Below are 12,702 nucleotides of genomic sequence, written 5' to 3' on the forward strand. Positions count from 1 at the left end.
GCGCAGGAAAGAAGGCATTTCACCATGAGCAGCAACGAGACGCCCCGCGGCCCCGTCGACTCCTCCCGCATCCCGCGGTACGCCGGCCCCGCGACCTTCGCCCGGCTGCCCCGCCTGGACGAGGTCGGCACCGCCGACGTCGCCGTCGTGGGCGTGCCGTTCGACTCCGGCGTCTCGTACCGGCCGGGCGCCCGCTTCGGCGGCAACGCCATCCGCGAGGCGTCCCGGCTGCTGCGCCCGTACAACCCGGCGCAGGACGCGTCCCCGTTCGCCCTGGCGCAGGTGGCCGACGGCGGCGACATCGCGGTGAACCCGTTCAACATCAACGAGGCCGTCGAGACGATCGAGGCGGCGGCGGACGAACTGCTCGGCACCGGCGCCCGCCTGATGACCCTGGGCGGCGACCACACCATCGCCCTGCCGCTCCTGCGCTCGGTCGCGAAGAAGCACGGCCCGGTCGCCCTGCTCCACTTCGACGCCCACCTGGACACCTGGGACACGTACTTCGGTGCCGAGTACACCCACGGCACCCCGTTCCGCCGCGCGGTGGAGGAGGGCATCCTCGACACCTCGGCCCTCTCCCACGTCGGCACCCGCGGCCCGCTGTACGGCAAGCAGGACCTGACGGACGACGAGAAGATGGGCTTCGGCATCGTCACGTCCGCCGACATCTACCGCCGGGGCGCCGACGAGGTGGCCGACCAGCTGCGCCAGCGCATCGGTGACCGCCCGCTGTACATCTCCATCGACATCGACTGCCTCGACCCGGCCCACGCGCCCGGCACCGGTACGCCGGAGGCGGGCGGCATGACCTCCCGCGAGCTGCTGGAGATCCTGCGCGGCCTGGCGTCCTGCAACCTGGTCTCGGCGGACGTCGTCGAGGTGGCACCCGCGTACGACCACGCCGAGATCACCTCGGTGGCGGCCTCGCACACGGCCTACGAACTGACCACCATCATGAGCCGCCAGATCGCGGCGGCCCGCAACGCCTGACTCTCCCTAGGGGAACGAGAGCTGTGACTCACGACCACGACCTGGTACTCCGACCGACCGATCAGCAGACGGCGGCCGCGCTGAATCCCCCTCCCGGCCGGAACGGCGGAGACCTGGTCGTGGAAACGCTGGCCGGGCTCGGCGCGACGACGGTCTTCGGCCTGCCCGGCCAGCACGCCCTCGGTATGTTCGACGCCCTGCGCAGATCTGCTCTGCGCTATGTGGGCCTGCGGGTGGAGAACAACGCGGGCTTCGCGGCGGACGCCTACGGCAGGATCACGGGCGAGGCGGCGCCGCTGCTGCTGTCGACGGGCCCGGGAGCCCTGACGTCGCTGGCCGCGTTGCAGGAGGCGGCCGCGGCCTCCGCCCCCGTGCTGGCGATCAGCAGCCAGATCCCGACGGCGGGCCTGGGCGGCGGCCGCCACGGCTACCTCCACGAACTCCCTGACCAGGCCGCCTCGTTCCGCGGCGTGGTCAAGTCCGTCCACACGGTCCGCACGCAGTCCCAGATCCCGTCCGCGATCGCGGCGGCCTGGAAGTCGGCGCTCACCGTCCCGCACGGCCCGGTGTGGGTGGAGATCCCGCAGGACGTGCTGCTCGCGCCGACCGCCCTGCCGGTGGTGACGGCGCCGGACGCGACGCCGGAGGACCTGGCCCCGCGCCCCGAACTTACGGCGGTGGCCGCCGACTTGCTGTCCCGTGCGGCCCGCCCTGCGATCATCGCCGGCGGCGGGGTCGTACGGTCGGACGCCTCCGGGAAGCTGAGGGCGCTGGCCGAGAAACTTCAGGCGCCGGTGGTGACGACGTTCGGCGGCAAGGGCGCGTTCCCCTGGGAGCACCCTCTCTCGCTGCAGTCCTGGCTGGAGGACCGCCACACGACGGACTTCCTGGAGGACGCGGACGTTCTGCTGGTGGTCGGCTCGGGCCTCGGTGAACTCTCCTCCAACTACCACACGTTCAAGCCCCGCGGCCGGGTCGTCCAGATCGAGGCCGACCTCGGCAAACTGGAGTCGAACCACCCGGCGCTGGGCATCCACGCGGACGCGCGCCTCGCGCTGCAGGCCCTGCTGGAGACGGTGGAGGAGCGGACGGACGCGTCGGCGCCGGACCGGGTGCGGGAGCTGCTGTCCCGAGTCGGTGAGCGCGTCGCCTCCCAGGGACTCACCCTGGAACAGGAGGCGCTGGGTGCCGTCCGGCGCGCCCTGCCCGCCGACTCCCCGTCCTTCTGGGACATGACGATCCTGGCGTACTGGGCCTGGTCGGCGTTCGATCCCCGGGGCACGAACCTCATGCACTCCGCGCAGGGCGCCGGCGGCCTCGGCTACGGCTTCCCGGCGGCGCTGGGTGCGGCGGCGGCCGACCCGACGCGCCCGGTCCTGGCCGTGTCGGGTGACGGCGGCGCCCTGTACTCGATCGCGGAACTGGCCACGGCTCGCCAGTACGACCTGCCGGTCACCTGGCTGATCGTCGACGACGGCGGCTACGGAATCCTCCGCGAGTACATGACCGACGCCTTCGGCCAGGCCACGGCGACGGAGCTGACGCGTCCGGACTACGTGGCCCTCGCCGAGTCCTTCGGGGTGCCCGGGGTCCGTACGACCCCGCAGACCCTGGAGGAGGACCTGGCGAAGGCGCTGGCGGCGCCGGGACCGTCGGTGGTCGTGCTCTCGGCTGTGCTGCGGATGTTCGCGCCTACGCATCTGGGTTAGCTCGTCCAACTGGAGGTCCGGGCCCAGCTAGCCGTACACGCCCACGGGCGCGACGGAGTTGTTCGCCGAGGAGTGAGTGCGTGGCCGCCGGCCCGCTCGCTCCTCAGCCGGTGTCGTGCATGGCGAGGTGCGTCAAGGGCGCTGCGCGTCGCCTTTTACCCCGCCGATCTCGCTGCCGCCAGATACGGGAGGAGAAAGGAAAAACTCGCCCTTTTCGTCGCACAGCGGGCCGAGCGCGGCATAGCGTGGCCACTGCCGGTCGAGTTCGTCGACGGCATCCGGGGCTGCGACGGGAATGACGGCGACCGGCTCGACAGCGAATCCGGCGACCGCACGGATGGCTTCCGTCACTGATGGTGCATCCGGCGGAGCGGCGGACTTCAGCACCCGGGAGGCCACAGCGCTCCAGTGCGTGCGACCGGCCGGGAGCTGGAATTTCCTGTTGTCCCATCCGAAGTTGCCGACTTCCTGGAGTCGTCGATCTTTGCCTCGCCGGCGTGGAAGTGAGGTCTTGCTGGATCATGCCTGTGCACGACTACCCGCGAGCCATTTTCTGTCTCGAGCTGTCGGAAGTTCCCCCAGGGGTCCGGCTTCGATCCGGCCAGGTCGAATGCGGCCTTCTCGGCGTCCTCGCGGGTCTCGAAGGGGTCGCCCACGTCGTGCCCCACAGGGTGCTGCGGGTGCGCCAGGCGACAGGCGCGGCGCGCCGAAGGCCGGCTTTGGTCTCGGCGCGCCGCGTGGGTTGTCTTCGCCCGTTCAGCTCACGTCCGACGGGTCCAGTCGGTAGAGCGTGGACTGGCTGCTCCGAGACGAGGTCTTGCCGGACGGCTCGGACGACTTGGAAGTCGTGGAGGACGTCGCGCTCTTGCTGTACGCGCTCTCCTTCACCAGCGTCCCGTGCTTCTCCACCCAGGCCGTGACCTCGGAGGACACGCTGTTGCCGCCACCGCCGGGCCCGCCTGCCCTCATGCCGCCGCCCAGCTGGATGTAGTGCAGCTCGCCCTTCTTCACCAGTTCCTCCAGCTTGGCGACGGTCATCGCGTTGTCGCTGCCGGTGAAGCCCCACATGGAGATGACGGGCTCCTTGGTGGTCAGTTCGAGCCGTGCGGCGGACTGGGAGTTGGAGACGGCCAGCAGCCAGGTGGCGCCGTCCTGATGCTTCTTCAGGTAGGCGATCAGTTCGCTGCTCGTCTCGCCTCCCATGGGGCCGCCGCCGAAACCGCCGCCGCCGAAGCCGCCGCGCCGCTCCGCACGGGAGCCGCCGGCTGCTCCGGCGCCCCCGGCTTCTCCCGTACCGCCGGGGACCGCGCCGCCCGCCCGGCCGCTGCCGCCGGGTGCCTGGCCACCTCCGGGGAAGCCGCCGCCGGCACCTCCCGGGAAGCCGCCGTTGCCGCCTCCGGGCAGTTCGCCGTTGCCCGGCACCCCGCCCGCTTCGGCGTTCGCGCCGCCCGGCATCTCCCCGCCGCCCGGGAAGCCGCCGGAGCCGCTGCGGTCACCGCCGAAGCCACCGCGCCCGCCCCCGCCCGGCCCGCCGCCGAAGCCGCCGCCGGTCGAGGGCCCCGCCGTGGGGTTCGTGCCGCCCATGCCGCCGCCGGAACCGGACGGCACCGACCAGGCGTACGCCGTCGGACCCGCCAGTGCCGCGACCACCGCCGCCGCCAGGGAGGCCGCCAGCAGCCGGGCCCGGCCGCCGGTGCGGAACAGCAGCATGCCCACGATCCCGGCCGCCGTGAGAAGCCCGATCGCCGGCCACAGCCAGGTGTTCCAGCCGGAGGCCCGGCGGAGCAGGACGATCGCCCAGAGGCCGGTGACGGCGAAGGCGAGCGGAAGGACCCATGCCCAGCGCCTGTCGGCGCGCAAGGCGTTCAGCAGCATCACGCCACCGCCGCCGCACAGCGCCGCGATGCCCGGGGCGAGCGCGGTCGTGTAGTAGGGGTGCATGGTGCCCTGGGCCGTGGCGAAGATGAGGTAGTGGAGCACGGTCCAGCCACCCCACAGGATCAGCGCCATCCGCTTCAGGTCGGTGCGGGGGGCGCGACCGCACAGCACCAGGCCGGCGATCAGCGCGATCGCCGAGAAGGGCAGCAGCCACGAGATCTGGCCGCCGAGGATGTCGTTGAACATCCGGCCGAGGCCCGCGGTGCCGGAGAAGCCGCCTCCGCCGCCTCCGCCGCCGGCGCCGTTGCCCTCGCCGCCGAAGACGCGGCCGAGACCGTCGTACCCCATGATCAGGTCCCAGGCGGTGCCGTCGGTCGAACCGCCGATGTACGGCCGGTCGGCGGCCGGGACCAGGGAGACGGCCACCGCCCACCAGAAGCTGAAGACGGCGAGGACGACCGCCGCGAGCAGCAGGTTGACTACCCGCTTCAGCCATGGGGCCCGCGACGCGTAGAGGTAGACCACGAAGACGGCCGGCAGGGCGATGTAGCCCGCGAGCAGCTTGGTGTTGAAGGCGAGGCCGAAGCAGGCGGCCGAGCCCAGCAGGGGCAGCAGCCGGTCGTCACGCGTGGCGCGCAGCGCGAGCGCCGCCCCCGACACCATGAGGAACACCAGCAGGGTGTCGGGGTTGTTGTCGCGGTTGATGGCGACCGTGATCGGTGTCAGGGCCAGCACCAGGGCGGCCACCGTCGCCGCGCCGTGACCCCACACCCGCCTGACGGATGTGTGCAGGATCCAGATCGTGGCCAGTGCCGTCACGATCATCGGCGCCATCATCTGCCAGGTGCCGAAGCCGAAGAGGCGGCACGACAGGCCCATGACCATGAGCGCGAAGGGCGGTTTGTCGACGGTGAGGAAGTTGCCCGGGTCCAGCGAGCCGAAGAACCAGGCCTTCCAGCTCTTCGTACCGGCCCAGACGGCGCCGCTGTAGAAGGTGTTCAGGCTCGACCCGGAGAGGTTCCAGGAGTAGAGCACCGCCGCCAGCAGCAGGATCGCGAGCAGCGCGGGCAGCGACCAGCGGGGTACACGCTCCGGAGGTACGGCGTCCGGTGCCGGCGAACCCGGGGTCGCGGTCGTCGTGTGGGGGAGGGGATCGGTGGCAGATGTCACCAGTGCACCCTGCAGACCGGCGATGGGTGCGGGCTGTGGTGCGCCTGGGCGGAGGCTGTGGGTCGGTGAGAGTCGGGTAAGGGGTCAGGGCAGCAGCTTCGGGAACTTCTCCCGGAAGTCGGTCATCTGGGCGTCGTAGCCCGCCTTGTGTTCCGCGAGACTTTTGTCGTTGAGGCCCTCGGTCGGGACGCGTCCCGGTGACAGAAGGCCCGGGATCAGTCGGAATATCTCCGCCGCCGCCTCCCACTCCTGGCCGCCGCGGTTGCGCAACGCCATCAACTGGTCCAGGGAATAATCCCTTTTGATCCGGTTGATCCGAATCAGGATATTGTCCTTCGAGGGGTACGCCCCCCGGTCGAGCGGCTTCCGGTCGGACGAGACCAGGTAGTGCAGCACCGCCAACGCCGCGAACAGCCGCCCCGACCGTACGTATCCGCTTTCCGTGTCCTCCGGCATGGACGAATCATTGCCATCTCCGGGACCGCTCGAACGTCCGAGCCGGAGCGGGCGTACAACCTTTCGGGCGGTTCCGTGCGTCAACGCGGGTATGGATCCCCGGACAACAAGACGTACCGGCGCGCTCGCCGCCGCCCTAGGTGCCGCGCTCGTCATACCCACCGTGGCCGCCGCCACCCCGGCCGCCGCGGCCACGCCCGCCGTCAGCTGTACGTCCGCCAAGGCGGGCCTGGCCGCCAAGCTGCAGAAGGACATCACGTCCGCCCTCGCGAACCGCAGGAGCACGGTCGCGCTCGGTCTGTACGACCGCGGCACCAGCACCACTTGTACCCTGCGCGCCACCAGCTCCTACGACTCGGCCAGCACCGTGAAGGTCACCGTGCTCGCCACGCTGCTGTGGGACGCCAAGAAGCACAACCGCTACCTGACCGACCGTGAGGCCTCGCTCACCAAGGCCATGATCACCAAGTCGGACAACGACGCGACGACCGCGCTGTGGAAGCAGCTCGGCATGACGAAGATCAAGGGCTTCCTGGCCGCCGCCGGGATGACGAAGACCGTGCCGGGTGCGAACGGTTACTGGGGCCTGACCCAGGAGAACGTCACCGACGAGCAGAAGCTGCTCAAGCTCGTCACCGCCAAGAACAGCGTGCTGAGCGACAACTCCCGTGACTACATCCTGAAGTTGATGGGCCAGGTCATCTCCTCGCAGCGCTGGGGCACCCCGGCCGGCGCGCCGTCCACGGTCGCCGTGCACGTCAAGAACGGCTGGCTGCAGCGCGCGACGCACGGCTGGCGGGTGCACAGCCTCGGCACCTTCAACGGCGCCGGCCACGACTACATGATCTCGGTGCTGACGCAGGACAACAGCACCATGGACTACGGCGTCACCACCATCCAGAACGTCGCCAAGGCCATCCACAAGGACCTCGTGCCGACCACCTCCGCGACCGCGGTCTACACCCCGACGAGCAAGCCCAGCGAGGCGTTCGTCGCGGTGCCGCCGCAGGGCTGACCCGGAGCGGGTTCACGGGGCGGTCTCCCGCAGGACACCCGACCCGCCCTACGGTGACCGGCATGCGCTTGAGAACCGTACTCGCCACCCTCACCGCCGGCCTGGCGGCGGCCACCTGCCTGACCGCCGCCGGGCCCGCCGGCGCCGCCAACTCGACGGGCGGCCACGCCTGTTCGCCGACCGTCGCCATCGACCGCTTCTCCGACGCGCTCGACAAGACGACGTACGACGGCACCTTCGTCGGCAACTTCTCCGCGCTCGCGGTCGACCGCGACGGCTCGATCGCCGCCCTGGAGGACCGCTCGTCCCTGTTCGAGCTGGACGCGCGGACCCTTCGGCCGAGGCGGGCCGTCCACCTCGCCGACGAGAAGGGCGCCGACCTCGACTCCGAGGGTCTCGTCATCGACCGGGACGGCACCCGGCTCGTCACCTCCGAGACCGAGCCGTCCGTGCGCCGCTACTCCGCCGACGGCACGATCCTCGACCGGCTGCCGGTCCCGTCCTCCCTCCTCGTCGCCCCGGCCGGCCGCGCCACCGCCAACCAGACCTTCGAGGGTCTGACCCTGCTGCCCGGCGGTCACACCCTGCTGGCCTCCATGGAGTACGCGATCTCGGGCGACTCGGCGGGGATCGTCCGCTTCCAGACCTGGCAGCGCACCAGGGGCGACCACTTCCGCCTCTCCGCCCAGTACGCGTACCGCACCGACGCCGGTCTCGGCGTCCCCGAGGTCCAGGCCACGCCCGACGGCCGCCTCCTGGTCCTGGAGCGCGGCTTCACCTCCGGCGTCGGCAACACCGTCCGCCTCTACCTGGCCGACCTCCGTCACGCGACCGACACCAGCGGCATCGGGAACCTGACCGGGCAGCCCGGAGTGCGCCTGATCGAGAAGACGCTGCTGACCGACGTCGCCGACTGTCCGTCGCTGGGCGCCACGGCCAGGCAGACCCAGCCCAATCCCCTACTGGACAACATCGAGGGCATGGCGATCACGGGGCGTGACCACACCGGCAGCCTCCGGGTCCTGCTGGTGAGCGACGACAACCAGAACGCGGCACAGACGACGAGGTTCTATTACTTGCGGGTACGGGCCTGACCCCCCACCCCGTTTTGTTGCGGAGGGATGAAATCCGCCTCCGGCCGTGTTGGTGCCTTCCGGTAGGGCAGGTCGAAAGGAAGGCACCGGCGTGACAGCGGAACGGGGATGGGCACGGCGCCTGGCGGCATACGCCTGGCGGTATCCGAAGGACGTCGTCCTCGCCCTCGGCTCCTCCCTCGCCGGCATGGCGGTCATGGCCGTGATCCCGCTGATCACCAAGGTGATCATCGACGACGTGGTCGGTAACCACACCCGCACCATGGCCCCCTGGGCCGGCGCCCTGATCGGCGCGGCCCTCCTCGTCTACGCCTCCGCCTACGTCCGCCGCTACTACGGCGGACGGCTCGCCCTCGACGTCCAGCACGACCTGCGGACCGAGATGTACGGCACGATCACCCGGCTCGACGGCCGCCGCCAGGACGAGCTGTCCACCGGGCAGGTGGTCGGCCGGGCCACCAGCGACCTGCAGCTGATCCAGGGCCTGCTCTTCATGCTCCCGATGACCCTGGGGAACGTCCTGCTCTTCCTGCTCTCCCTGGTGATCATGGCGTGGCTGTCGTTGCCGCTGACCCTGGTCGCCCTCGCCGTCGCGCCCGCGCTCGGCTGGATAGCCAAGCGGAGCCGCAGCAAGCTGCACCCCGCCACCTGGTACGCCCAGGCCCAGGCGGCGGCCGTCGCGGGGGTGGTCGACGGCGCCGTCAGCGGCGTCCGCGTGGTGAAGGGCTTCGGGCAGGAGGAGCAGGAGACCGGGAAGCTGCGCGAGGTCGGGCGCAAGCTCTTCGCGGGGCGACTGCGCACGATCCGGCTGAACAGCACGTACACCCCCGCCCTCCAGGCGGTCCCGGCGCTCGGCCAGGTCGCCATGCTGGCCCTCGGCGGCTGGCTGGCCGTGCGCGGGCACATCACGCTCGGCACGTTCGTCGCCTTCTCCAGCTACCTCGCCCAGCTGGTCGGCCCGGTCCGCATGCTCGCGATGGTCCTCACCGTCGGCCAGCAGGCCCGGGCCGGCACCGAGCGCGTGCTGGAGCTGATCGACACCGAGCCGACGCTCCGCGAAGGCACCAAGACGCTTCCCGCCGGCGCGCCCGCGACCGTCGAGTTCGACGACGTGTCCTTCGCGTACGACAGCGGGTCCAAGGTCCTCGACGGCCTGACCTTCGAGATCCGCCCCGGCGAGACCCTCGCCGTCGTCGGCTCCTCCGGCTCCGGCAAATCCACCCTCTCCCTGCTGCTCCCGCGCTTCTACGACGTCACCCACGGTGCGGTCCTGATCGGCGGGCACGACGTCCGCGAGCTGACCCTCGACTCGCTCAGGGCGGCGATCGGCCTGGTCCCGGAGGACTCCTTCCTCTTCTCCGACACCGTGCGCAGCAACATCGCGTACGGCCGTCCCGACGCCACCGAGGAGGAGATCCGCAAGGCCGCCCGCGCCGCCCAGGCGGACCGTTTCATCGCCGAGCTGCCCGAGGGCTACGACACCAAGGTCGGCGAACAGGGCCTCACCCTCTCGGGCGGCCAGCGCCAGCGCATCGCGCTCGCCCGCGCCCTGCTCACCGACCCGCGCCTGCTGGTCCTGGACGACGCCACCTCGGCCGTGGACGCCCGTGTCGAGCACGAGATCCACGAGGCACTGAAGCAGGTGATGGAGGGCCGTACGACCCTGCTCATCGCGCACCGCCGCTCCACGCTGAACCTCGCCGACCGCATCGCCGTCCTCGACGGCGGCCGGCTCGCCGACCTCGGCACCCACGACGAACTCCAGGAGCGGTCCGCCCTCTACCGGCGGCTGCTCACCGATCCGGACGAGCTGGGCGGGGTCTCCCCGGGCCACGCCGCCCCCGCCGTACCGCGGGAGGACACCTCCGTCCGCGAGGAGCTGGACGCGGAGTTCGACGCCGAGCGGGGTGTCACCCCCCGGCTGTGGACCGGCGACCGCACCCCCAAGGACCAGGCGCTCAGCGGCACCCCCGCCACCCCCGAGCTCCTCGCCCAGGTGGAGGCGCTGCCCCCGGCCACCGACACCCCGGACGTCGACGAGGCCCGCGCGGTCCGTCACGAGGACTCCTACGGCCTGCGCCGCCTGCTGCGCGGCTTCGGGCTGCCCCTGCTCCTCAGCCTGCTGCTGGTCGCCGTGGACGCGGGCGCGGGCCTGCTGCTGCCGGTGCTGATCCGGCACGGCATCGACGCGGGCGTGACGAAGATGGCCATCGGCGCGGTCTGGGCGGCCTCGCTGCTGGGCCTGCTGACCGTGCTGGTGCAGTGGGCCGCGCAGATCGGTGAGACGCGGCTGACCGGCCGTACCGGCGAGCGGGTGCTGTACGCGCTGCGGCTGAAGATCTTCGCGCAGCTCCAGCGGCTCGGCCTCGACTACTACGAGCGCGAGCTGACCGGCCGGATCATGACCCGGATGACGACCGACGTCGACGCCCTGTCCACCTTCCTGCAGACCGGCCTGGTCACCGCGTTCGTCTCGGTCGTGACCTTCTTCGGCATCATGGTCGCGCTGCTGGTGATCGACGTACAGCTCGCGCTCGTCGTCTTCGCGACACTGCCCCCGCTGTTCGTCGCGACCTTCTTCTTCCGCCGGGCGAGCGTCAAGGCGTACGAACTGGCCCGGGAACGCGTGTCGGTGGTCAACGCCGACCTCCAGGAGTCGGTCGCCGGGCTGCGGATCGTGCAGGCCTTCCGGCGCGAGCGGGACGGCGGGCGGCGGTTCGCCGCACGCAGCGACAGCTACCGGAGCGCCCGTATCCGCGGTCAGTGGCTGATCTCCGTCTACTTCCCGTTCGTGCAGCTGCTGTCGTCCGTGGCGGCGGCCTCCGTGCTGATGGTGGGCGCGCACCGGGTGGAGGCGGCGACGCTCACCACCGGCGCCCTGGTGGCGTATCTGCTCTACATCGACCTGTTCTTCGCGCCCGTGCAGCAGCTGTCCCAGGTGTTCGACGGCTACCAGCAGGCCACGGTCTCCCTGGGCCGCATCCAGGAGCTGCTGCGCGAGCCGACGTCCACGAAGTCGACGGACGAGCCGCTGGAGGTGCTGTCCCTGCGCGGTGACATCGCCTTCGAGGGCGTGCGTTTCGCGTACGGGGCCACCGACGAGGGCGACGCGGCCCTGGCCGGCATCGACCTGACGATACCGGCCGGGCAGACGGTGGCCTTCGTCGGTGAGACGGGCGCCGGCAAGTCGACGCTGGTCAAGCTGGTGGCGCGCTTCTACGACCCCACCGGCGGCCGGGTCACGGTCGACGGCACGGATCTGCGCGCCCTGGACCTGACCTCGTACCGGCACCGCCTCGGGGTGGTCCCGCAGGAGGCCTACCTCTTCCCGGGCACCGTCCGGGACGCCATCGCCTACGGCCGTCCCGACGCCACCGACGCCGAGGTGGAGGCGGCGGCGCGGGCGGTCGGCGCGCACGAGATGATCGCCACGCTGGAGGGCGGCTATCTGCACGAGGTCGCCGAGCGGGGCCGCAATCTCTCGGCCGGCCAGCGCCAGCTGATCGCGCTCGCCCGCGCCGAACTGGTCGACCCCGACATCCTGCTCCTCGACGAGGCCACGGCCGCGCTGGACCTGGCCACGGAGGCCCAGGTCAATCAGGCCACCGACCGCCTGACGGGCCGTCGTACGACCCTGGTGGTCGCCCACCGGCTGACCACGGCGGCCCGCGCGGACCGGGTGGTGGTCATGGACCACGGCCGGGTCGCGGAGGACGGCACCCACGAAGAACTCCTCGCCCGCGACGGCCGGTACGCCGCTCTGTGGCGCACCTTCGTCGGCCGGCCGGAACCGGAGGAGCCGGTCCCCGCGTCCCGCTGAGATCCGCGGTTCGGCGTAGCCCACCGGGCCCCGGCCGACGCGTCCCACTGACGGCCGTGCAACCATCCGACATACGTCGTGCGTCCGTACATCAGTACGGCCACCGGGGGACGCGACCGTGGTACGGGGAGGACGACAGTGGACAGTGGTGGGATACGCAGGCGCCTGGCGCTCGGAGCGGCAGTGCTGGCCGCGTCCGGGATGTTCGCGCTCGTGACGTCCGGCAGCGCCCAGGCGGACACGGCCGGCGGCTGCGCCGGGCGCGAGGTGCGGACCCTGACGTTCAGTACCGGGGTCACGCACGTCTACAAGCAGAACGGCTATGTCTGTGCCGTCACCGTCGCCCGGCATCCCGGCCGCGCCCAGACGATGTCCGTCAGCGTGCAGGCCCGCGGCAACCGTCCCGTCGTGGACCAGGGCCGCTACGTGCACCACGCGGGCCCGGTGACGGTACACGCCGGCCACCGCTGCGTGTGGATCAAGGGGTATGTGAGCGGGCAGGGGATCAACACGGGCTGGATCCTGTGCTGACGGCCGCCCGGGCCTGAGTCCTGCCCGGACCCGCGC

Annotated in this window: 9 protein-coding genes; 6 read left to right on the forward strand and 3 right to left on the reverse strand. The window is 71.5% G+C overall.

Features of this window, described 5'->3' with window-relative positions; genetic code table 11:
* Nucleotides 1–24: 24 nt before the first annotated feature.
* Both speB and AB0L59_RS01205 read left to right on the forward strand, forming a co-directional pair.
* Entirely contained in the window at nt 25–993 is a 969-nt protein-coding gene (speB, locus tag AB0L59_RS01200; protein ID WP_055706451.1) for an agmatinase, read from the forward strand.
* Between the two features lie 23 nt (nt 994–1,016).
* Complete coding sequence (locus tag AB0L59_RS01205) at nt 1,017–2,702, forward strand: thiamine pyrophosphate-binding protein (protein WP_365577925.1); 1,686 nt, start codon at nt 1,017–1,019, stop codon at nt 2,700–2,702.
* A 132-nt stretch (nt 2,703–2,834) separates the two neighbouring features.
* Here the strand turns inward: AB0L59_RS01205 and AB0L59_RS01210 are convergent, their stop codons facing one another.
* The 3 genes from AB0L59_RS01210 to AB0L59_RS01220 all read right to left on the reverse strand — a co-directional run bounded on the left by AB0L59_RS01210 (nt 2,835) and on the right by AB0L59_RS01220 (nt 6,206).
* The gene (locus AB0L59_RS01210; protein ID WP_365577927.1) at nt 2,835–3,053 is read right to left on the reverse strand and encodes a hypothetical protein; all 219 of its coding nucleotides are present in this window, start codon (nt 3,051–3,053) and stop codon (nt 2,835–2,837) included.
* Nucleotides 3,054–3,458: 405 nt separating this feature from the next.
* Nucleotides 3,459–5,750: a glycosyltransferase family 39 protein gene (locus tag AB0L59_RS01215; RefSeq protein WP_365577929.1), complete on the reverse strand. Its 2,292-nt coding sequence runs from the start codon at nt 5,748–5,750 to the stop codon at nt 3,459–3,461.
* Between the two features lie 84 nt (nt 5,751–5,834).
* Entirely contained in the window at nt 5,835–6,206 is a 372-nt protein-coding gene (locus AB0L59_RS01220) for a hypothetical protein (protein ID WP_365577931.1), read from the reverse strand.
* A gap of 91 nt (nt 6,207–6,297) precedes the next feature.
* Between AB0L59_RS01220 and AB0L59_RS01225 the strand changes: the two genes are divergently transcribed.
* The 4 genes from AB0L59_RS01225 to AB0L59_RS01240 all read left to right on the forward strand — a co-directional run bounded on the left by AB0L59_RS01225 (nt 6,298) and on the right by AB0L59_RS01240 (nt 12,666).
* A complete protein-coding gene (locus tag AB0L59_RS01225; protein ID WP_365577933.1) occupies nt 6,298–7,221 on the forward strand; it encodes a serine hydrolase in 924 nt (307 codons plus the stop codon).
* 62 nt (nt 7,222–7,283) lie between these two features.
* On the forward strand, nt 7,284–8,315 hold the full coding sequence (locus tag AB0L59_RS01230) for an esterase-like activity of phytase family protein (protein WP_365577934.1): 1,032 nt from the start codon (nt 7,284–7,286) through the stop codon (nt 8,313–8,315).
* Between the two features lie 91 nt (nt 8,316–8,406).
* A complete protein-coding gene (locus tag AB0L59_RS01235) occupies nt 8,407–12,135 on the forward strand; it encodes an ABC transporter ATP-binding protein (protein ID WP_365577936.1) in 3,729 nt (1,242 codons plus the stop codon).
* Nucleotides 12,136–12,273: 138 nt separating this feature from the next.
* Nucleotides 12,274–12,666, forward strand: a complete 393-nt coding sequence (locus AB0L59_RS01240) for a hypothetical protein (protein WP_365577938.1) — start codon at nt 12,274–12,276, stop codon at nt 12,664–12,666.
* The last annotated feature ends 36 nt before the right edge of the window (nt 12,667–12,702 follow it).

Source organism: Streptomyces sp. NPDC052109 (genome assembly GCF_040680195.1).
In the GTDB taxonomy this organism is placed as follows: domain Bacteria; phylum Actinomycetota; class Actinomycetes; order Streptomycetales; family Streptomycetaceae; genus Streptomyces.

Bases quoted from the DNA above. Each gene is read 5' to 3' on its own strand.
- speB (WP_055706451.1), top strand. From the start codon at position 25: ATGAGCAGCAACGAGACGCCCCGCGGCCCCGTCGACTCCTCCCGCATC.
- AB0L59_RS01220 (WP_365577931.1), bottom strand. From the start codon at position 6,206: ATGCCGGAGGACACGGAAAGCGGATACGTACGGTCGGGGCGGCTGTTC.
- AB0L59_RS01225 (WP_365577933.1), top strand. From the start codon at position 6,298: ATGGATCCCCGGACAACAAGACGTACCGGCGCGCTCGCCGCCGCCCTA.
- AB0L59_RS01230 (WP_365577934.1), top strand. From the start codon at position 7,284: ATGCGCTTGAGAACCGTACTCGCCACCCTCACCGCCGGCCTGGCGGCG.